17 protein-coding genes are annotated in these 19,877 nt (G+C 63.7%); 7 read left to right on the top strand and 10 right to left on the bottom strand.

Annotation, left to right across the window (positions count from 1 at the left end):
* Nucleotides 1-4 precede the first annotated feature (4 nt).
* Together CHU94_RS10575 and CHU94_RS10570 are read right to left on the bottom strand one after the other, a co-directional pair.
* Nucleotides 5-475: a hypothetical protein gene (locus CHU94_RS10575; protein ID WP_094479614.1), complete on the bottom strand. Its 471-nt coding sequence runs from the start codon at nucleotides 473-475 to the stop codon at nucleotides 5-7.
* Nucleotides 472-1,104 carry a TetR/AcrR family transcriptional regulator gene (locus CHU94_RS10570; protein ID WP_094479612.1) on the bottom strand — a complete coding sequence of 211 codons (633 nt, stop codon included), beginning with the start codon at nucleotides 1,102-1,104 and terminating at the stop codon, nucleotides 472-474. Before CHU94_RS10570 ends, CHU94_RS10575 begins: the two co-directional genes overlap by 4 nt.
* 86 nt (nucleotides 1,105-1,190) lie before the next feature.
* On the opposite strand from CHU94_RS10570, the gene CHU94_RS10565 reads away from it, so the two are divergent.
* Nucleotides 1,191-1,550, top strand: coding sequence for a DUF1304 domain-containing protein (locus CHU94_RS10565; RefSeq protein WP_094479610.1), 360 nt, complete (start codon nucleotides 1,191-1,193; stop codon nucleotides 1,548-1,550).
* A 48-nt stretch (nucleotides 1,551-1,598) separates the two neighbouring features.
* On the opposite strand, the gene CHU94_RS10560 is transcribed toward CHU94_RS10565, so the two are convergent.
* The 5 genes from CHU94_RS10560 to CHU94_RS10540 all read right to left on the bottom strand — a co-directional run bounded on the left by CHU94_RS10560 (nucleotide 1,599) and on the right by CHU94_RS10540 (nucleotide 7,786).
* Nucleotides 1,599-2,699, bottom strand: a complete 1,101-nt coding sequence (locus CHU94_RS10560; protein ID WP_094479608.1) for an NADH:flavin oxidoreductase — start codon at nucleotides 2,697-2,699, stop codon at nucleotides 1,599-1,601.
* Nucleotides 2,700-2,847: 148 nt separating this feature from the next.
* Nucleotides 2,848-5,013 carry a PAS domain S-box protein gene (locus CHU94_RS10555; RefSeq protein ID WP_217901307.1) on the bottom strand — a complete coding sequence of 722 codons (2,166 nt, stop codon included), beginning with the start codon at nucleotides 5,011-5,013 and terminating at the stop codon, nucleotides 2,848-2,850.
* Nucleotides 5,014-5,433: 420 nt separating this feature from the next.
* The gene (locus CHU94_RS10550) at nucleotides 5,434-6,309 is read right to left on the bottom strand and encodes a phosphate/phosphite/phosphonate ABC transporter substrate-binding protein (RefSeq protein ID WP_094479604.1); all 876 of its coding nucleotides are present in this window, start codon (nucleotides 6,307-6,309) and stop codon (nucleotides 5,434-5,436) included.
* Entirely contained in the window at nucleotides 6,306-6,683 is a 378-nt protein-coding gene (locus tag CHU94_RS10545) for a response regulator transcription factor (RefSeq protein WP_094479602.1), read from the bottom strand. Before CHU94_RS10545 ends, CHU94_RS10550 begins: the two co-directional genes overlap by 4 nt.
* Nucleotides 6,680-7,786, bottom strand: a complete 1,107-nt coding sequence (locus tag CHU94_RS10540) for a sensor histidine kinase KdpD (RefSeq protein WP_094479600.1) — start codon at nucleotides 7,784-7,786, stop codon at nucleotides 6,680-6,682. The genes CHU94_RS10545 and CHU94_RS10540 overlap by 4 nt, the downstream gene beginning before the upstream one ends.
* A 316-nt stretch (nucleotides 7,787-8,102) precedes the next feature.
* On the opposite strand from CHU94_RS10540, the gene pbpC reads away from it, so the two are divergent.
* From pbpC to CHU94_RS10515, 5 genes are all read left to right on the top strand, one after another.
* Nucleotides 8,103-10,301 (top strand): penicillin-binding protein 1C, encoded by a 2,199-nt coding sequence (gene pbpC, locus CHU94_RS10535; RefSeq protein ID WP_094479598.1) that lies wholly within the window; start codon nucleotides 8,103-8,105, stop codon nucleotides 10,299-10,301.
* A 17-nt stretch (nucleotides 10,302-10,318) separates the two neighbouring features.
* Nucleotides 10,319-11,095, top strand: coding sequence for a hypothetical protein (locus tag CHU94_RS10530; protein ID WP_255033918.1), 777 nt, complete (start codon nucleotides 10,319-10,321; stop codon nucleotides 11,093-11,095).
* 60 nt (nucleotides 11,096-11,155) lie between these two features.
* Nucleotides 11,156-11,680, top strand: a complete 525-nt coding sequence (locus CHU94_RS10525) for an anti-sigma factor (protein WP_094479596.1) — start codon at nucleotides 11,156-11,158, stop codon at nucleotides 11,678-11,680.
* Nucleotides 11,681-11,689: 9 nt separating this feature from the next.
* A complete protein-coding gene (locus CHU94_RS10520) occupies nucleotides 11,690-12,244 on the top strand; it encodes a methylated-DNA--[protein]-cysteine S-methyltransferase (protein WP_094479594.1) in 555 nt (184 codons plus the stop codon).
* A 188-nt stretch (nucleotides 12,245-12,432) separates the two neighbouring features.
* A complete protein-coding gene (locus CHU94_RS10515) occupies nucleotides 12,433-12,831 on the top strand; it encodes an RcnB family protein (RefSeq protein WP_094479592.1) in 399 nt (132 codons plus the stop codon).
* Here the strand turns inward: CHU94_RS10515 and CHU94_RS10510 are convergent.
* Both CHU94_RS10510 and CHU94_RS10505 read right to left on the bottom strand, forming a co-directional pair.
* Nucleotides 12,815-14,248, bottom strand: coding sequence for a DUF3999 family protein (locus tag CHU94_RS10510; protein WP_094479590.1), 1,434 nt, complete (start codon nucleotides 14,246-14,248; stop codon nucleotides 12,815-12,817). The two genes, CHU94_RS10515 and CHU94_RS10510, sit on opposite strands and share 17 nt — an antisense overlap.
* Nucleotides 14,245-17,148 carry a DUF2339 domain-containing protein gene (locus CHU94_RS10505; protein ID WP_094479588.1) on the bottom strand — a complete coding sequence of 968 codons (2,904 nt, stop codon included), beginning with the start codon at nucleotides 17,146-17,148 and terminating at the stop codon, nucleotides 14,245-14,247. The genes CHU94_RS10510 and CHU94_RS10505 overlap by 4 nt, the downstream gene beginning before the upstream one ends.
* A 147-nt stretch (nucleotides 17,149-17,295) precedes the next feature.
* On the opposite strand from CHU94_RS10505, the gene CHU94_RS10500 reads away from it, so the two are divergent.
* Nucleotides 17,296-18,441 carry an alpha-hydroxy acid oxidase gene (locus CHU94_RS10500; RefSeq protein ID WP_094479586.1) on the top strand — a complete coding sequence of 382 codons (1,146 nt, stop codon included), beginning with the start codon at nucleotides 17,296-17,298 and terminating at the stop codon, nucleotides 18,439-18,441.
* Nucleotides 18,442-18,459: 18 nt separating this feature from the next.
* Here the strand turns inward: CHU94_RS10500 and CHU94_RS10495 are convergent, their stop codons facing one another.
* Nucleotides 18,460-19,821 (bottom strand): ABC transporter substrate-binding protein, encoded by a 1,362-nt coding sequence (locus CHU94_RS10495; protein ID WP_094479584.1) that lies wholly within the window; start codon nucleotides 19,819-19,821, stop codon nucleotides 18,460-18,462.
* Nucleotides 19,822-19,877: the final 56 nt, after the last annotated feature.

Raw genomic sequence — 19,877 nt, 5'->3', positions numbered from 1 at the left:
AAGCTCACCCCGCCTGCACCACGACCTTAGCGAACCGCAGGTGGTGCAAACACTCCCGCAGGATCACCATCGCCGCATAAAACTGCGGCTCGGTAGGCAGGGCCTCCTGCCCGCTGGGGCGGCCTTGGCTGACCATGGCGAGGCGGTTGAAGAGATCCTCCACATCGTCCAGGCTCCATCGCAGCACAGCACCCGGCGCAGCGCCCACCCCTTGCAGAATCAACGCGGCTCCGGGCCCACGCAGCTGCAACTGGTCCGTGCGCACCAGCTTGGCTGCCAGCGGCATCACCACGTCTTCCACCTGCTCAATGGCGTGTTCAATGTCCAGCGGCGTGGGCGGTGTGTAGCGCATCCATTGGCGGGCTAGTGATGCGGTGCCCAGTGGCAACTCCTGCTCCAGCACAACGCGGCCGTCTTCGGTACACAGCACGGTGCTGGTGTCGGTGCCAAGTTGAAATGTGGTCTGTACGGTCATACAACATCCTTGCTTCGCAAACCTTCAAGCATGGCCACCAGGCATTGCCGGGTGTCGGCCAGCGCGTCCTGCACGCTGGCCTCATCGTCCGGCAGGGAATCCATGCCACCGTAGAGCGCGCCCAACACAATGCGCGCCAGGCGCTCCGGATCGTACCCCTGAAAAATGCCGTGCGCCTGAATGGCGCCGATGCTGCCGCGCATGGCGCCCAGACCCTGCCGCTGGCGGATTTCCCCCCACACCTGCGGGCCCAGCACCGCAGGCGCGTCCACCAGCATCAAACGCCGCATGGGCGCATTCGTGCCGGCTTGCAGCACGGTATCGATAGACGCCAAGAACGCATCCCAGGCGCTGCCACCGCCGTCAATGACGGCTTGGCGCGCCGCCAAAGCAGCCAGCACCAGCCCGGCGTCCACCTCCTCCACCACGGCGGCAAACAGGCCTTTCTTGTCGCCGTAGTGGTGGTACAGCGCGCCCACGGTCACGCCGGCATCGGCGCAGATGCTGCCGACTGGCGCTTTCTCGAAGCCCTGCTCGCTGAACCAACGCAGCGCGGCGCGCTGCAACGCCGCCTGCGTGGCGCTGGCGTTTTCTTTGCGACCATCGCGTTTGCTAGAGGTTTCAGCCATGGGTAACGTGGGCGACAAGGACTCGCTTTACAAACATAACGTGATTATGTATTCTCCATGCCATTGCATCAACCCAAGACTTTTCCATGCACATCCTTGCCCAAATCCTCATCGCCGTGGTCTGCCTGATCCACATTTACATCTTTCTGCTGGAAACCGTGCTGTTTGAGTCGCGCGGGGTCAAGGTGTTTGGCATTCCCAAGGCCGAAGTGGCCATGCGCAAGGCTGCCATGTCCAACCAGGGTTGCTACAACGGCTTTCTGGCTGCGGCCTGCCTGCTGGGCCTGGTCTACCCCGACCCGGCCATCGCCAAGGCGTTTGCCACCTATGGCTTGGCCTGCGTGGCAGTAGCGGGCATCTGGGGGGCGGTCACGGTGATGGTGCGTATTCTGTACATCCAGACTGTTCCAGCCGTGTTGGGATTGTTGGCGCTGTACCTGCTGTAAACGCCAGCCACGGGGCTCCGCCTACTGGCGTAGCCCCATGTCATCCCATCAAACCAAACTTGCCAACGCCGCCGGCGAGAAGTTCGACAACTCTGCCTCGCGGCCATCGCGCACCTTCACCGCCCAATCTGGGTCGCTGATCAGGGCGCGGCCCACAGCGACCAAGTCAAAGTCACCACGGTCAAAGCGGCGCAGCAGTTCGTCCAGCGATGCGGGCTTGGAGCTTTCGCCACCGAATGCGGCGATGAATTCGCCGCTCAGGCCGACCGAACCCACGGTGATGGTGGGGCGGCCGGTGAGCTTCTTGGCCCAACCGGCAAAGTTCAGGTCGGAGCCATCAAACTCGGGTTCCCAGAAGCGGCGCTGCGAACAGTGGAAGATGTCAGCACCAGCATCGGCCAGCGGCTGCAACCAAGCGGCCATCTCGTCGGGTGTCTGGGCAATGCGGGCTGCGTAGTCCTGCTGCTTCCATTGGGAGAGGCGGATGATGACCGGGTAGTCCGGCCCCACTTCAGCGCGCACGGCCTTCAGAATCTCGGCCGCAAAGCGGCCACGGGCCACCAGATCGCCACCGTATTTGTCGGTACGAGCGTTGGTGCCTTCCCAGAAGAACTGGTCAATCAGATAGCCATGGGCGCCATGCAGTTCGATGGTGTCAAAGCCCAGGCGCTTGGCCGCACCGGCGGCCTTGGCAAAAGCGGCAATCGTGTCGGCAATGGCTTCGTCGGTCATGGGCTCGCCGAAGGCTTTGCCGGGGCGCGACAGGCCGGAGGGCGAGTCCACGGGCGGGGGCGCGGTCCAGGTGGTGCGGGGGTTGCGAGCTGCACCCACATGCCAGAGCTGCGGCGCCATCACACCACCGGCCTGGTGCACGGTGTTGATGACGTCTTGCCAGGCGCCCAAAGCAGCATCGCCCCAGAAGTGGGGGACGTCGGGGTCGTTGGCCGCAGACGGGCGCTGCACGACCGTACCCTCAGAAACAATCAGGCCCACCGCAGCGGCGGCGCGCTTGCGGTAATACTCGGTCACCGCGGGAGTGGGCACACCACCGGGCGAGAACGAGCGCGTCATGGGGGCCATGACAATGCGGTTGGCGAGCGTGAGGCCCTTGAAGGTGAAGGGCTGGAACAGGGGAGCGGCGTTAGACATACAAACAGGACGGGAAGGGTTACAAGACCGGCCAGTTTACGGGGGACCGCAAAGGGTTTTCTGCCGCAGGGTCACCCAGGCTACACGCATCCACACTTACCCAAAAAACCGTGTCGAGCAGAACAGCTTTCACAGTGGGCGCTGCGGTTTATTCCTTGTGCATGGCCAAGGACTGGTTGGTGGCCAGCGGGATCCACAGGTGGGCTGTGGTACCCACCCCCAAAGTACTGGTCAAGGTGACTCGGCCTTGGTGCAGCTCGGCGACCTCCTTCACCAAACTCAAGCCCAAGCCAGTACCAGGAATGTTTCCAGACGCATCCGCACGGTAGAAACGTTCAAATGCGCGATCAAGCTGGTCCGGTGACATTCCTATTCCTTGGTCGCTCACCTCAATGACCACAAAGCCGGAGTCTTCGCTAGTCGCTATGCGCGAATTCAAACTGACGGTGCCGCCATGGGGCGAGTATTTGAAGGCATTGCTCAGCAAGTTGCTCATGGCCAGCTGCATTTTCTCGGGGTCAATGAGCACTTGAACCTCGGGCGTGTCCCCAACGAGCACCTGACGCTCGGTGTCGGTGCGCATCAGGCCCTTCACACTGTTTTCCACAAGTTCCGTGAGTGGGTGAGCATCAATCTGCATGTCCAGGCCACCGCGGGATTCAATACGCGCCAGATCCAGCAGCTCATTGATCATTTTCACCAGCAGACCGGATTGGCGATGAATGGTCTGCAACATATCGGCCTGCCGCTCTGGTGTGAATTTTCGTTTAAGCAACAGCTCCGTAAAACCAAAGATGCTCACCATGGGCGTGCGCAGTTCATGCGCTGCGGCTGCCAGAAACTCGCTCTTCATCCGGTCGACCGCATCCTCATGCGTGACGTCGCGGAAGTACAGAATGGTCTCGCTACGCCCTGCAATATTCCTGCGCGACTGCGCCTGAACCACGCGCGTTTGGGGGCGCGTGAGATGCAAGCGGGCTTGCCACGGTTGGTCGTCCGAGGTGTTGGTATGAAAGGACACGCTGGCTTGGTCGCCATCACACAGCGCGCCCATCATGGATTCAAACTCATCCATATGCACGGGAGGGGCCCCTTCTGACCAGGACCACCCCGTCATCCGCTCGAAAGCCGGGTTGGCAAAGACCATATGGTCATTGGCATCGAAGAGCACAAACCCATCGGGACTGAGGCTGAAAATGGCATCGAGTTGGGCACGGCGCTTTGCGATGGCTTCTTCAGCCATGACGCGGGCGGTTACATCCAGAACAATGCCTACGAAGTTGGTAATCGCTCCCTTATCGGAGCGCACGGGAGAGAGGGAGAGCTCCACCGTCCGCACACTTCCGTTGGGCAAGGTCTTGTGCAAGGTGACGTTGGCGATACGCTGCTCAGACATGGCCAGACGCAATTCGGACAAGGCCTGCGTATCCGAATCCATGCTGACCAACTCCTCCATGTTCTTCCCCAGTATTTGGTGAAGCGGAAGCTGCAGCATGGCCTGAAAGGCATCGTTGACATAAACGATTGGCTGGTGCTTGAGTTTGGCATTGGTGATGAACACCGAGTTGTGGCTGCAGGCCAGCGCACGCTCGTACAACTCGGTGAATTCCAATGCTGCGCGTTCATCCGTGACGTCCCGCATGATGCAGACATAACGCAAGCCTTCGATGCTCGCCACGGCACCCAATGAGATCTCCACGGGGAACAGCGTTCCATCGGCACGGGTACCGAAGAATTCCTTGAGCACTACCCGATTCACTCCAGCGCGGTACGCACTCGATTGGTCGAACATCTCTTCCAGGGCCTGCACGCTGAGTCCAGGGACGCAGTTCTCGATGGGCTGGTTCAACATTGTTTCTTCGGGGCGCCCGAAGAAGCTGCTGACCGCCGGATTCAGGGTTGCAATTTTTCCTTGCGCATCCAGTCCGATGATGGCCTCGGACGCCGTATTCACAATTGCCTGGGTTCGACCAATGTGTTCCGCAATGCCCTTGCTCGCTTCATTGAGTGCGGTGCCCAGTTGCCCAACTTCTATCGAATTGTGTGAGACCTCAATTTGACTTCCAAAGTGGGTTGGCATCTCTTTCGCATATTGCGACAACGCCCGGATGGGTTGCAATGCGCGCGCCGTGATGTAGTGGAGGCTTGCAATAACCAAGACCAACAAAAGCGCAATTCCCAGGCCCGACGCCATCCAAAGCTGGCGCAGTTCGATGTTCCGTTGGCTGAGGCTGAAATGCACTTGAACCCATGCACTCGGGCTCGCTTCGCGTATCAAAACAGGGGCCCACGCTTCGTAATAGTTCGCCTGCAAGGCCCCTGGCAGCTGCTGCGCTCCATCCAAGGGAACCACCATGCGCGCTTTGGCGCCAACCTCCGAGCGAATTGCTTCACCTTGTTTGAAGGCCACGACCAATTGCCGACCATCCGCACGGTACACCGCCACTCGGTCTATACCGGGGAGCTCCGCTACCTGTTGCAAATTGGATTCGATGGCTGCAACGTCATTGAGTATCAGCGCGCTGGCATTGCCGCTGGCGACCAAGTGCGCCATGGATTCAGACCAATTTTTGGCGTTTGCCCAAGTCACAGCCTCCAACCGGCTGTAAGCCAGCGCGGCGAATACAGCCCCCAACGCCAATACCACGACCGTTGCACCGGTCATGATCGCGGTGCGCAGGCTGTACGGCGGCGCGATCCCAGCTTTCAGTCGCGACAGGGCTTGCATGGCGTGTCACTCCAAGACAACGTATTTATCAATCTTCAGGCGCTCGAGAGGGGCGTAGTCCTTGGTATAGCTGGTCAGAACCGGGCTGGGCATTTGTATCCCTGCCATGATGGTTTGGGTTTCAGCAGCGGCAGCAAGACCGAGAAGTACCTCGGTAATGGCGGCTCTGACCGGCCGGGGTACACGAGGGTGCGCAGCCAAGGGATGAGGTGCCAGCGGCGGTGTGGTGTAGATCACGCGCAGTTTTTGCTGCACCTCTGGAGGTTCTTTTTCAAACGTGGTCTTCACCACACCTGCCGCCTGTGAGTCGCCCAACAAGACTTGGCGTATGGCATTGCGGTGGTTTTGGGCATAGTGCACCTCGAATGGCAAATGGTGCTGGGTATCGAGCACCGAACGGATGTACAAACTCGCTGCAAAGGCATTGGGCGCTGGAAAAGAAATGCGCTGCCCCCTGAGCTGCTCAATGTGATGAACGGGGCCATCTGCACTCACCAACAAAACGCCTTCGAGGGCTCGCGCATCGTGCAGCAAAGGCTCATAGTTGTGCGCACGGTGAGCCATCACCATGTGGTACGGATTCAAAAAAACGAGATCGGCTTTCCCACTCAGAAACTCGGCTTCGAACGCCGCGATGGATGGGTACACCACCAGCTCACAGGGAATGCCACGTTGCCCCAGGGCATCCACCACCGGCGACCAGTACCGACTCATTTCAATGGGGGTGAGCTGCGGAACCACGGCAAGACGCAAGGTCCGGCGTGTGGTGGCCGGCGGTGATGGCGTCGCTGCAAATGCGGGCATCGCCCAATGGGCTAACAGGCCCAAGCCACTCCCAACGAGGGTGCGTCGGGCAAGAGAGATGGCATTATTTTTTTTCATGGCTTCACCAACAATCTGTCCACAGTGTCGAGCAGCTCAATCGGGCTGAAAGGTTTGACCAGGTATGCATCACAGCCTACGGCCTCACCTCTTTCGATGTCCGTGCGTTGCCCGCGTGCCGTCAACAAGATGACTTTGGTCGTGGACTGCAAGGTGGCGTCTGCCTTGATCTTTTGGCACACCTGGTAGCCGTCCAGGGCACCTGGCATCATCACGTCGAGAAGCACAATGGCCGGACGCAAGTTCTGCGCTACGCGCCAGGCGTCCTCTCCGTTGTCGGCTTCGTGCAGGTCAAAGTCTTCAGACTCCATCGTGACCATCAGAAGATTCCGGATGTCGACTTGATCGTCAACAATCAGGGCGCTGCGTTTCATACGACCTCCTTTTTACGGCGCGACATGAGCTGGGCCAAATCTGCGGCATAGCGTTGCGCTTGCGCGATATCCAGTTGCGCCTGCCCACGCAAGGGGGCGCCTGTGGGGAACTCCATCATCACCCGCGTCTCGTCATCGCCGACGGGAGCGACCCGGATATTGCCGCCGTGCAGCCCCACGATCCGGCTCACCAGCGGCAGACCCAAACGGCCCTTGGTGTCATTGGCGGCCGGGTTGGGCGGCTTTGAGAACACATCGCGGGTTTCAATGCCTCGCTCCTCTTCGGGAATCGCTCCCAGATTCCGTACAGTGATCAACACGTGTTCACCGGTCAGGGTGTAGGCGACTTTGACCAACAGCTGCTGCTGGCTGTTTACCTCTCTGCGAGAGTGGGCAATCGCATTGTCAAAACACTCGAAGAATGCACGGCGGATGAGATTCGCATTGCCATAGATGGGAGGAAGCACTTGCGACGGCTCTGCGACTTCGATATGCACCTTTTTCGCATGTGCGCGAGGTGCCAGCTCAGCGCACACCGACTGCACAACGTCCGACAGCTCAATACGGTCCGTGGTGATCAGCACTTCATCACCGAACACCGCGATCAGGTCCGCCAAGCGCCGCAGCCTTTGGTCCAAAGCGCCAGCGGCTTCTTCGATGGCGGCGCCTTCTGCACTTTCTGGCAACGCGCCCAGCAAACCGGATAGCTTGCGCAAAGGCGGGCCCACTTCGTCACGCAGCAGCGCGATGATGTCCGGCAGGCCGCGCAGTTGGGTCTCACGACTGGGATGTTCAGAGGCCCCCTGGATCACAAAGGCAATGTCCAGGCCTGAGGGTCCTGCCATGAACACACCTGCAGCCTTCTTCCCGTCTGCCAACTCAACGTCAACGTTGTAAGGAAGTTTTACCTTGTTCAAGGCGACATCCTTCACCAAGGACTTGATCACGGGCTTGCCATTCATGGCCTCCGCCGGTTTGCCGGGATGCAATTTGGCAGCCTTGTTCGCGTAGCTCACCAAGCCATTGACTCCAAAAGTCAGTATCGGCCAGGGCATGGCATCGAACAGTGCATTCACGGAAGGCTGGTGGTAATTGATAGCCATGATGCGAATATAAAGTGCTGTTGGTGCCTTCAATTTATCACTTTTATCAATAAAGTCAAATATTGATTGAATTGATATTTAGCAATAAAAAGTGTTCCACCGCTCCTCGGAGGGCACGCCACCAACGCCTTGCGGTAATACTCAAGGCTGGACGACCAACACATGAAGTGCGACACAGCACCGAGAGACGGGAGCGAACAAGTTGCGGAAACGACCACTCTGGGGATTCGGATTGCTCGCCTATGGCAAGGACGAAGGCCCCAGCACATGCCAACCCGATACAGACAGCCCACCTGGCAGGTCATTGGCCACCCGTATGATTGCTATATTTTTAGTAGCTGTTTGCGCATATTCCACGGGCGCTGCAGCCACTTTTAATGAGATAAAGGCGGGTTACCAGTCGTCCGACACGCTGATCCTCTCGCGCGAAGGCGAACTGCTGCACCGCCTGCGCACCGATGCCACGGTGCGGCGCGGCCAGTGGGTGGCGCTGGCCGATGTGTCCCCTGCCCTGCGCACGGCGCTGGTGCTGTCGGAGGACAAGCGCTTTTACGAACACAGCGGAGTGGACTGGCGTGCGGTGTCCGCAGCAGCCTGGGGCAATCTGTGGAACACCAAAACGCGCGGCGCCTCCACCATCACCATGCAGCTGGCCGGACTGCTGGACGAGGACTTGCGGCGCGGCAGTGGCGGGCGCAGCGTGGTGCAGAAGCTGGGCCAAACCTGGTCCGCCCAAAGCCTGGAGCGCAGCTGGCGCAAGGACCAGATTCTGGAGGCCTACCTGAACCTGGTGCCGTTTCGTGGTGAGCTGGTGGGCATTGACGCCCTGAGCCAGACCCTGTTTGGCAAAGCCGCCCACGGACTGGACCACCGCGAAGCCGCCGTGGCCGCCGCGCTGGTGCGCGCACCCAACGCCAAGGAAGCGCAGGTGGTGCAACGCGCCTGCAGCGTGCTCAAAAGCCTGGAAAGCGCCGCCGCCAACTGCGCCGCGCTGGACCTGTTTGTGACCGGCGCGCTGCAGCGGCGCGACTATGCGGCCAGCGAAGGTGTGGCGCCGCATGTGGCCCGACAACTCACTGCCAGCCCAGGCACCCACGCGACGCGCCGCATCACCACCACCCTGCGCGCCCCGCTGCAGCGCTTTGCCGTGCAAACACTGCAAAGCCACCTGCGCGAACTGGCCGGCCGCCATGTGGAAGACGCCGCCCTGCTGGTGCTGGACAACGCCAGCGGCGAGGTGCTGGCCTGGGTCGGCTCCAGTGGGCCCCTGAGCAACGCGGCCGATGTGGACGCGGTCACCGCACTGCGCCAGCCCGGCTCCACACTCAAGCCCTTTCTCTACGCGCAGGCAATGGCCGAGCGACGCATCACCGCGGCCTCGCTCTTGGAGGACTCGGCCGCGCAGATCCAGACCACGGGCGGCCTCTACATTCCGCAAAACTACGACCGGCACTTCAAGGGCTGGGTGTCGGCGCGCACGGCGCTGGGCGCCTCGCTCAACGTGCCTGCGGTGCGCACGCTGGTGATGGTGTCGCCCGATGCCTTTGCCAAGCAACTGACACGCCTGGGGCTGCCTTTGGCCGAGAGTGGCGACTTTTATGGCTACAGCCTGGCCCTGGGCAGCGCCGAAGTCTCGCTGCTGAACCTGACCAACGCCTACCGCGCGCTAGCCAATGGTGGGCGCGCCAGCCCCAGCACGCTGCTGCCGCGCAAACCAGCACCCGCGAGCCAGGCGCTGGACCCGCGCGCCGCCTTTATCGTGGGCGACATCTTGAGCGACCCCATGGCGCGCGCCCGCACCTTTGGCACCGACAGCGTGCTGGCCACCCGCTTCTGGAGCGCGGTGAAAACCGGCACCAGCAAAGACATGCGCGACAACTGGGCGGTGGGCTACAGCCAGCGCTACACCGTGGGTGTGTGGGTGGGCAACGCCAGCGGTGCCCCCATGTGGGATGTGAGCGGCACCACGGGGGCGGCGCCCATCTGGGCCGCGGTGATGAATTTTCTGCACGCCAAGCAAGCCAGCCGCGCGCCCAAGCCGCCCGCAGGGGTGGTGCACAAAGCGGTGCAGTTTGCCAACAGCACCAGCGCCCCCACCCTGGAGGCTGCGCGCGACGAATGGTTTGTCGAGGGTACCCAGCAAACCACGTTTGCTATGGATTCAGGAGCTATTCGCGCAGTATCCATGAGCTCCAGAGGCCAAAAAGACTTAAAAACCGAGGCTGCGCCCAGCGCCCGCATCACCGCGCCTACCCACGGCACCATCATCGCGCTGGACCCCGACATCCCGCCCAAGGCGCAGCGCCTAAGCCTGCAGGCCGAAGGCGCCAACCTGCGTTGGCTGCTGAACGGCAAGCCGGTGGCCAAGGGCAACAGCGCGCAGTGGCCGCTCTGGCCCGGCAAACACCTGCTGCAAATCACCGACGCCCGCGGCCATGTGCTGGACCAGGTGCGCTTTGAAGTGCGTGGGGCGGGCGTCCTGTCCGCCCGCGCCGATGGCGCCAAACCACGCTAGCCCCAGGAACACACCCCATGCCCCGCGCCCCTGCACGCCCCATCCGACTCACCCGCTCACTGGCCATCATCCGCGTACGGCGCCAGCTGGAGCAAGACGCCTACCCGCGCCTGCAGATGGGGCTCATCGTGGCACTCACCGGCGCTGCCGGTTGGCTGTTGTCTGCCCTGTTGCTGGCGCTGGGCATGGACCAGATGGCCCTGCGTTACCCGGCCGCGCTGGGCGGTGCCTACCTGGTGTTTCTGGGCCTGCTGTGGCTGTGGTTGCGCACCCAGGCACAAGACTACGACCTGCTACCTGACGCAGTGGACATGGTGCTGCCCCGCGGCAGCCACGGAGGCTCTGGCAATGTGCCACTCACCAGCGGCGGCGGCGGGGACTTTGCGGGAGGCGGTGCCAGCGGCCACTTTGACGCCCCGGCGGCCCTGCCTGCGGACGAGCCCGGTGTGCTATCGGCCGTCGGCGACGCCGTGGGCTCGGTGGGCGACGCTGATGAATTCGCCATTCCGCTGTTGGCGATTGCCCTGGCTATCGGACTGGCGTTTGCATCGCTGTATGTGGTGTACCTGGCGCCCGCCCTGTTTGCCGAGCTGCTGTTCGACGGCGTGCTGTCCTACACCCTGTACCGCCGCCTGCGCCACGCCGACAGCAGCCATTGGCTCAGCACCGCGTTTCGCCGCACGGTGCTGCCTTTTGCGCTCACCGCCGTGTTTGTAGCGCTGGTGGGTGCGGGCCTGGCCGCCTACGCACCCGGTGCCCACACCCTGGGGCAGGCACTGCACGCCGCGCGCTGAATACCCACAGCGTGTGCAAGCTACTACGATGCTCTCCTGCCACCCTCACATCACACGCCCATGACCGACGCCCCAGCCCCCTCCGCCATCTCCGCACGCACCGGCGTGAGCCCCTGGTGGCGCGCGGGCACCATCACCTTGGCGGTATTGCTGGCCACGCTGATTGCGGGCACGGCCAGCATGTTTGAACAGTTCAAGGCCCAGATAGCCCACCAGCAGCACCAGCTGGCGCAGCAAGCGCAAATCCGCACGCTGGCCGTGCTGCTGGACGCCACCCAAAGCCCCGCCCTGCTGGTCACCCACGACCCTGCCAGTGGCGCGCTGCAGTTGCAACGCCTCAATGGTGTGAAGGAGGGCCGCGAAGACAGCATGCAGCTCTGGGCCCTGCGCCAGGGACAGGCGCCTCTGTCATTGGGAGTGCTGGCCAGCAAAGCCGGCACCTTGACCCTGCCCGCCCAGGCCGATGCCTTGCAGGGCGTGGCACAGCTCGCCATCAGTGTGGAAGACAAAGGCGGCGTGCCCTCGGAGCGAGGCCCGCGTCTGCCCTATTTGTTCCAGGGCGCAGTGGTGCACAAAGCCATCTGAGCCCGCGCCATGCCCACCACCGCATTTGCCCTGTTTGCCACCGCACTGGGCCACTCCGGCATCGCCTGGAGCGCCCAGGGCCTGACGGGGGTGCAACTGCCCGAGGCGGACGAGGCCACCACCCGCTTGCGCATGCAAGCCCGCTTTGCGCGTGCGCCCGAAGCCGCACCACCGCCCGAGGTGCAAACTGCCATCGCCGCCATCACCGCGCTGCTGGCCGGTGCGCCCACCGAACCGCGCGACCTGAGCCACCTGGTGCTGGACATGGAGGGCGTGCCCCCGTTTCACCAGCGCGTCTACACGCTGGCGCGCGACATTCCACCGGGGGAGACATTGACCTACGGCGAGCTGGCCCACCTGCTGGGCGAGCCCGGCGCGGCGCGCGCCGTAGGCCAGGCCCTGGGTGCCAATCCGTTCGCCCCAGTGGTGCCCTGCCACCGCATCCTGGCGGCCAAAAGCGGCGCAGGCGGGTTCTCGGCACCTGGCGGTGTCAACACCAAGCTGCGCATGCTGCTGGCCGAGCGGGCCCGCTTCAACGGCCCAGGCCTGTTTGACGCACTCTGAATGGCAGCCAATATTGCTATATTTTTTATAGCTTTTCGCGCAGGTAATACGGCGCTCAAACCACGATTTTGCACTTAAACCATGTGCAACATCAGGCCACCATTGCTTGCACAAACGCGCAAAGCCTTTACACGACCGATACCTGGGCGGGCGACCATGCAGGCTCCTTCACTTCCATAGGTCACTCTATGAAATCCACCGCCATGGTGTGCTCCATCGTCATCGCCAGCCTGGGCTTCAGCGCCCCCACACTGGCCAAAGACCAAGGGCGCGGCAAAGACCGGTATGAACACCACCACGATGACAGGGACATGCGCATTGACCACCGCCACGGCCCGCATCACGACCGCCGGGGGCAGTCCCGCTGGGATGGCCACCCCGGCTACTACGGCGCCCGCGGGCCTGACTTCCGCCGCGGCGGCTACCTGCCGCAGGAGTACCGCCGCCCGATTTATGTGGTGAACAACTATTACGGCCACCACCTGCCCCCGCCACGCCGCGGTCACCAGTGGGTGCAGGTGGGTGCGGACTACGTGCTGATTGCGATTGCCACCGGCGTGATTGCGCAGATCATTTTGAGCCAGTGAGCTGGCGCAACAGGGCGTAGGCCACGCCCGCCAGCACCAGCACGCCTGCCACCAGCACCAGCCACAGGGTGGCAGTGCGCAGGCTCACGCCACTGGGCAGGAGCTTGGCGGCCCACAACTGGGGGGCGTCCGGTGCATCGGCCCGCAACTGCTTCACGGCCGCCGCAGGCAACTCGGCCAGCCGAGCGGGCGATACCGCACCAAGCACACCGGCCTCTACGGCAGCCGATGTCGTGTTGGGGCGGCCCACGGCCAGCGTGAACGGCGCCGGGCCCGAGGCCAACACCGCCAACTGCAAGGGGGCCAGCTCCACTGTGGCCTGCAAGCCGCCTGCGGGCAGGGGCTGGCCATTGCTGGCCTCTACCCGCAGCGCCCGCACCGACGTGGTGGGCAAATCCAGCGCGCGGTTGCGGCTGCCCTGGCCCACCGTGTCGAGCCGGTAGACCACGCTGGACGCCAGCGCGCGCCAGGGCTGGCTCGCATCATTGCGGCCCGAAATACGCACAGGCACCAGCGTGTTGTCCTGCAGGGCTTCCACATGCAAGGCCAACAGGGGGGTGGCAAACGGCAGTGTCCATACCAGGCTGTTGCCGTCGGGTGCCCCCGGGGGCAAGGCAGCGCGCACCCGCGGGGCCTGCGTCTGCGCCGTGGCAACCTGACCGGTGAGTGCGGTGACGTTCACGCCGTCCTGCCCGGCCCAGGCCAGGCGCAGGTAACGCCCTTTCACCTCAAGTGGCTGTTGCAGCTCCAGCACCGTGTTGGCAGGTGCGTCGGCGCCGTCAAAACGAAATAGCGGGCCTTTCACCGGCACGCTCTGCCAGTCTTGCAGGTTGGCACTACTCTCCAGGCGCAGGTGCACCAGTGTGTTGCGGGGCAGCTCGGCCGTCAGGCGCAGGGCGGCCAGCGGGTGCTGCTCGGCCCGGGTGTCAAATAGGGCCGCTTGCAGCGGCTGCGCATTGGCAGGGATGGCAGCACTGGCCTTGGTGCCGGTCTTGTCTGCGGCACTCCATCGCACCCAGGCGCTGCCGGGTGTAGCGGTATCGGCTGACAGACGCACCTCTACCGCACCGGGTGCTGCAGGGGCACCGGTGCTGGTTGTGAACAAGGGGTAGGCCGGGTACGCCCGCGTTTGCACAGCCGGTGCACTGCGCTCCAGGTCGGCCGGGCGCAGCAGCGCGTAAGGCACCACGGCGCCATCGGCATTGAACACGCGCACATCGTGGCCTGCAGCACTCTGCATGCGCAGCAAGGCCTCGACCGGCAGCGCCGCCCGCACCAAGCTCGCGCCCGGGGGCAGCACCAGCTGGCCGCGCCAGGCAAATTCGGCTGGCGTGGGGGTATCGGCAGCCCAGGCCGGGCTACCCACACTGCACAGGGCCAGCAGCATGCTCACGATCCAGGGTTTGGACAGGTTCATGCGGCCTCTCCTTGGTCTGCATCTTCGTCTTTTGCCGCCGTTGCCGCCGGGGGAATGGGTGCAAAGTAGCCCACCACCAGCATCATCACGCCCACCGCAATAAAAGCCACGATGCGCTCCGATCCACCGCGGTTGCTCAGGTCCACCAGAAAGAGCTTGGCCACCGTCAGCCCCAGCAGGGCCGCACCGCCCATCCACACCGGGCGCGCCAAGCGACGGTGCGCCACCAGCATCAGGCCCAGCGCCAGCAGCGTCCACAGGATCGAGTAGCCGGCCTGCACCAAGAAGGACTCGAACAGGCGCTCGGCATCCCAGGGAACCCCTGCATACTGGTGAGCCACCCGCAGCCACACGGTGTTGACCGCCACAAAGCCCAGCGCGCACAGCAGCAGCGTCCAGCGACGGTCATGCACCCAAGCAGGCACAGGCAAGTCGCTGTGGCGCACGCGTGTGAGCCACAAGGCTGCAGCCAGCAAGGCCAGCGCCACCGTCAGGTCGGTCGGGTTGAGCAAGGGCACATAGGGCAAGGGCCGCGCATTGCCATCGGACGACACCGCCACCAGCACAGCGCCCAAACCTACCGCCACGGCCAGCGGCACGGCGGCATGCCACAGGTAGGCGTTGGCAAAGCGGTCCAGCGGCCAGGCCTGGCGCACGCGGCTGCCGGCGTCGTACAAACTGCGGCGGCACAGCGCCAGCAGCACCAGCACACTGGCCACCAAAAAGATCACGCTGGCCCACGCCGTGCCGCGCAACTGCGCCTGCTGCACCGCCCAGACCAGCAGGTTGCCCACCAACAGCGCCACCAGCCACACGCCGCCAGTGTGCACCACGCGCCACCAGCGCTGGGGTGGCAGGCTATCAAGGTTTTTGAGCGTGACAAAGTGCAAGGCCAGCGCCGCAGGCCAGACCAACCAGCCCCAAGCCTGGAACACATGGTCCAGCGCCACCACGCCCTCCAGCGCAAAGACTGCCATGATGGGCAGCGAGAACCAGGCAGGGGTAGCCGCAATGGCCCAGGGCTGCGCGCGCGTGGGCCATGCAAAGCGGTGCGCCACCCAGGCACTGAGCAACCAGCCCAGCATCTCCAGGTGGGACTGCAGGGCCGCGCCCAGCACCGGCACCCAGTTGCCATCTGGCCCGGGCAAGGCACGTTCGATGTCGTGCAACAGCGCAAACTGCCACCAGAGAAAGCCCACCCAGAACAACACGGGCGAAGCCTTCTGCTCCACGGTGGCCAGCAGCCGGCGGGCGCCCGAGTCCGAACCCGCAGGCGTTGCCGCGAACCGCGTCCAATGGGCCAAAGCCAGCGCCGACGCAGCCAGCAGCACCGCGCCAATGAAGGCAGGGTTGGCGATGGGCCAGGCGCTGGCATGCATCTGGTCCAGCCCGTTCAGGTAACTACCAGCAGCCAGCACCTGCAGTACCAGCCCGGCCAGGCGCGCCAGCCAGCGGCCCTGGCGCTGGCCCATCCAGTACACGGCGGCGCCCTCGGCCGCCCAGACGGCACTGGTCCAACGCGCATCCAGCGCCAGCGGCACGGCCAGCGTGACAAAGCCCAGGCCCAGCACGGCAAAACATTCGGCCAGCCACTGGCCCACAGCCTGTTGGGCTGGTGGACGCTTCACCGCCCACCAGCCCAGGCCCAGGTACAAAGCGCCCATCACCAGCGATGAAAAGGCGGTGGCGTATTCGATGTCTTTCACCAATGCGGCCTGCAAGCCAAAGGCCACCAGCGGTGTGCCAAACACCAGCGTGGCGTCCACCGCCTGTTTGGGCGCCAGCGAATGGCGCGTGGCGTACAGCAGGCTGGCTAGCAGGTAGATGGCGAAGAACGCGATGAGGAAAGGCTCGGTGCTGGCCAAGTGTTCGGGCTGGTACTTGAGCGCGCCCCAGGCCGTGGCCACGCCAAAGGTGGCAAAGAAGCCCAGCAGGTTCAGCGGCCGCCACGCGCGCAGCCAGGCCACGGCCACGATGGCCAGGTTCAGCACCAGGTAGTAGCTGAACAGCCCCACATGGCTGCCCTGCCCGGTGGACACCAAAATAGGCGCTGCAAACGCACCCGCAAAGCCGATGAAGGCCATGGGCATGGCGTTTTGCAAGAGCGCAATGGCGGTAGAGAACGCGCACACCAGCGCCAGCACGGCAAACGCCGCACCCGCCGGCAAAAACTGGTAGAGCCGGAAGGCAGCAAACACGGTGAGGTAAAACACCGCCACACCCGCGCCCTGCAGCGTCAGCGCGTAAGCCAGCTTGTCGGGCTGGCGGCTGCGCAGACGGAAGCCAAACACCAGCAAGCCAATGCCAGCCATGCCAATGGCCGCCAGGCGCAGCTCCGGCGGCAGCAGCGCGTTGTCCATCGCAAACTTGGCCAGAAAGGCCAGGCCCACGAACAGCACCAGCACACCGGCGCGCACGATAGTGTTGCCCCCGAGCAGCCAGCCCTTGGCCTGGTCCACCAGGCGGATCAGCAGGTCTGGCGGCTGCGCCACCCATTCGGGGGTGTCGGGCAGGTCTTCGCTGCGGCCCACACGCTCGCCGGGCGCGACAGGCGGGCGGACGGGCCGCGGGGCATCCAGAAATTCGTCAGGCTCCTCCTGCGGCACGCGGGGCCGGGGTGAGGCCTCTACCGCCACGGGCACCGGGCGCAGCGCGGCCGCCGCAGTGGTTACCGGCGTGGGGGGCTCAGTTGGTCCTGCAGCGGGGACGGCCGGGGCGACCACCGGTACCGACAGGGTCTGCTGTGCCCGCTGGGCAGCGATTTCACGACGCACCGCCATGCGCAGGGTCAGGCCCGCCAGTGCGCCCAGTATGGCCCCGATGAACAGTCCAGCCTCTTCGTCGTACTCCACCGTCAGAAAGCCAATGATGGCTCCCCAAATTGCGCCCCATAAGACCATGCCGTGACTCCCTTGTGCGTGTTGTCTGCCCTTGCGGCGGGCCAGTCTAGCCCAAGACCGGCGCAAATAATTTCAATCGACCTGGGGGGGATTTCACGCACCGTTTATCCCTGCGTCGCTACCATTTGTGCCATTACAGGAGACCCCATGGCCGTTATCACCAATATTGAAGACCTGCGCGTGCTGGCCGAAAAACGCGTGCCGCGCATGTTCTACGACTACGCCGACTCCGGCTCGTGGACCGAAGGCACCTACCGTGCCAACGAAGACGATTTCCAGAAGATCAAGCTGCGCCAGCGTGTGGCGGTGAACATGGAGAACCGCACCACCGCGACCAAGATGATTGGCATTGACGCCAAGATGCCGGTGGCCATTGCCCCCGTGGGCCTGACCGGCATGCAGCATGCCGATGGCGAAATCCATGCCGCGCGTGCGGCCGAGAAGTTTGGCATTCCGTTCACGCTGTCCACCATGAGCATTTGCTCCATCGAAGACATTGCAGAAAACACCACGGCCCCCTTCTGGTTCCAGCTCTACATGATGCGCGACCGCGCCGCCATGGCGAAGATGATTGAGCGCGCACGCGCCGCCCGCTGCAGCGCACTGGTGCTGACGCTGGACCTGCAGGTGATTGGCCAGCGCCACAAGGACCTGAAGAACGGCCTGACTGCACCGCCCCGCCCGACCTTGGCCAACATCATCAACCTGGCGACCAAGCCGCGCTGGTGCCTGGGCATGCTGGGCACCAAGCGCCACACCTTCCGCAACCTGGTCGGGCATGTGGAGTCGGTCAGCGACATGAAATCCCTGGCGGCCTGGACCAACGAGCAGTTCGACCCCCGCCTGTCGTGGGACGACGTGAAGTGGGTGAAGGAGAAATGGGGCGGCAAGCTGATCCTCAAGGGCATCCAGGACGTGGAAGATGCACAGCTGGCCGTAGCCAGTGGGGCCGACGCGATCGTGGTGAGCAACCACGGCGGGCGCCAACTCGATGGCGCCCCCAGCAGCATCAGCGCCCTGCCTGCCATCGTGGCGGCCGTAGGCAGCCAGATCGAGGTGTGGATGGATGGTGGCGTGCGCAGCGGGCAGGACGTGCTCAAGGCTTGGGCCCTGGGCGCCAAGGGCACCATGATTGGCCGCGCCATGGTCTATGGCCTGGGTGCCATGGGCGAGGCCGGTGTGACCAAGGCCCTGCAAATCATCCACAAGGAGTTGGACGTGACCATGGCCTTTTGCGGCCACACCAACCTCCAGAATGTGGACCAGCGCATCCTGGTTCCCGGCACCTACTGAAAGGTGCGGCGGGGTGGCTTAGCGGTAGCCCCCGGCCATCAAAATATCGGTCACCCGGCCCAAGATGGCGCCCAGCACCTGCTCGGGCGGCACGGCACCGGTCAGGCCCTGGTGCACGGCAGCGCCCAGGGGACCGGTGTTGATTTCATCCCACACGCTGATGATGGGGCGCCAGTCGGGGTCGGCATGGCGCAGCTGCTCGCGCAGCAAAGTGAATTCGGGGTAGCGGCGAAGCAGTGCCGGATCACGCAGAGTGGACAGGCGCAAGGGCGCTGCCCCCAGGGCGCAAACCGCTTGGTCCTGTGCTTTGGAAGTGAGCCACTGCATCAGCAAAAACGCTGCGTTGGCCCGTTCAGAGTTACGGGCAATCGCCAAACCCAAGCCCCCGGTCTGCGAGGCCCGGCGTACACCACGCGGGTGCAAGACGTAACCCACCTGACCGTTCACCCGGGACTGGGGCGAGCTGCGCACAGCACCAAATACCGCGGTGGAGTCCAGGTACATGGCGCTGCGGCCCTCCAGAAAGGTCTGCAGCATCTCGTTGTAGTCAAAGTTGGCCATGCCTTCAGGGCCGGTGTCGGCAATCTCTTTGAGCAGCTGAAGGGCCTGCACCCCAGGTGCCTGGTGGAAGGTAGGCACCCAACGCGCATCAAACACCCGTCCGCCCAGCGGACTGAGGTGCAGTAACCAGGCGTGCACACAGTTGTGCCCAATCTGTCCGCGCGAGGTGAGCGCTGCCATGCCAGATTGGCTGCGCAGCACTGGCAAGAGGCGGCGCAATTGGGCATAGGTGCTGGGCGGCTGCAGCCCCAGCTTGGCAAACACATCACGCCGATACGCCAACACCGAGGTTTCAGCGCCATATGGCAAGCCGTACAGGCGTGCGCCAGGCCCCGGCAAATAACCTTTCGGCCCGCCCACCAAACCGGTGTTTTGCAGGTACACGGGCACCACGTCAGCGAGATCAAAGGCAGGATCCACCAGCGCCGGATTCTGCAAAAAAGCGTCCAGTGGACGAATCAGCTGCTTGCTGACGTACTCGCTCTTCCAGGTGGCCACATACGTCACCAGATCGAAACCGCTGCGGGCCAGCGACAGCTCGGCAAGCTGCCGGTGTTTCATGCGCAGGATGTGTTCACGCGCCAGCTCCACCTTGATCCCGGTCTCTTCGGTAAACCGAGGCAGCAGTTTGACCGCGGCGTCGTAGTGCGGGTGGTCCGGGATGCTGAAGGCCACAGTCTGGCCCCGGTACTTGGCGTAGCGGTCCGAGGCATGGGTGCTGGCCAAGGGCAAAGCCGCACCAAACACGGAAACAGCCGCCTTCAGCACCTGACGGCGAGGCGGCAGGTACAGGGGCTGGAACGGTAACAACGACGTCATACGGAGGGCTTGGAATTGGGGAGCGCCCACCCCATTGTGACACCGGGCGCTTGGTA

The organism is Rhodoferax sp. TH121 (genome assembly GCF_002251855.1).
Classification (GTDB): Bacteria; Pseudomonadota; Gammaproteobacteria; order Burkholderiales; family Burkholderiaceae_C; genus Allorhodoferax.
This window is presented reverse-complemented; position numbering and strand designations above follow the sequence as displayed.

What these genes read in the sequence shown, in the direction of transcription:
- CHU94_RS10510 (WP_094479590.1), bottom strand. Translation starts at nt 14,248, where the DNA reads ATGAACCTGTCCAAACCCTGGATCGTGAGCATGCTGCTGGCCCTGTGC.
- CHU94_RS10550 (WP_094479604.1), bottom strand. Translation starts at nt 6,309, where the DNA reads ATGAAAAAAAATAATGCCATCTCTCTTGCCCGACGCACCCTCGTTGGG.
- CHU94_RS10515 (WP_094479592.1), top strand. Translation starts at nt 12,433, where the DNA reads ATGAAATCCACCGCCATGGTGTGCTCCATCGTCATCGCCAGCCTGGGC.
- CHU94_RS10495 (WP_094479584.1), bottom strand. Translation starts at nt 19,821, where the DNA reads ATGACGTCGTTGTTACCGTTCCAGCCCCTGTACCTGCCGCCTCGCCGT.
- CHU94_RS10500 (WP_094479586.1), top strand. Translation starts at nt 17,296, where the DNA reads ATGGCCGTTATCACCAATATTGAAGACCTGCGCGTGCTGGCCGAAAAA.
- CHU94_RS10530 (WP_255033918.1), top strand. Translation starts at nt 10,319, where the DNA reads ATGCCCCGCGCCCCTGCACGCCCCATCCGACTCACCCGCTCACTGGCC.
- CHU94_RS10520 (WP_094479594.1), top strand. Translation starts at nt 11,690, where the DNA reads ATGCCCACCACCGCATTTGCCCTGTTTGCCACCGCACTGGGCCACTCC.
- CHU94_RS10505 (WP_094479588.1), bottom strand. Translation starts at nt 17,148, where the DNA reads ATGGTCTTATGGGGCGCAATTTGGGGAGCCATCATTGGCTTTCTGACG.
- CHU94_RS10540 (WP_094479600.1), bottom strand. Translation starts at nt 7,786, where the DNA reads ATGGCTATCAATTACCACCAGCCTTCCGTGAATGCACTGTTCGATGCC.
- CHU94_RS10570 (WP_094479612.1), bottom strand. Translation starts at nt 1,104, where the DNA reads ATGGCTGAAACCTCTAGCAAACGCGATGGTCGCAAAGAAAACGCCAGC.
- pbpC (WP_094479598.1), top strand. Translation starts at nt 8,103, where the DNA reads ATGATTGCTATATTTTTAGTAGCTGTTTGCGCATATTCCACGGGCGCT.
- CHU94_RS10545 (WP_094479602.1), bottom strand. Translation starts at nt 6,683, where the DNA reads ATGAAACGCAGCGCCCTGATTGTTGACGATCAAGTCGACATCCGGAAT.
- CHU94_RS10560 (WP_094479608.1), bottom strand. Translation starts at nt 2,699, where the DNA reads ATGTCTAACGCCGCTCCCCTGTTCCAGCCCTTCACCTTCAAGGGCCTC.
- CHU94_RS10575 (WP_094479614.1), bottom strand. Translation starts at nt 475, where the DNA reads ATGACCGTACAGACCACATTTCAACTTGGCACCGACACCAGCACCGTG.
- CHU94_RS10525 (WP_094479596.1), top strand. Translation starts at nt 11,156, where the DNA reads ATGACCGACGCCCCAGCCCCCTCCGCCATCTCCGCACGCACCGGCGTG.
- CHU94_RS10565 (WP_094479610.1), top strand. Translation starts at nt 1,191, where the DNA reads ATGCACATCCTTGCCCAAATCCTCATCGCCGTGGTCTGCCTGATCCAC.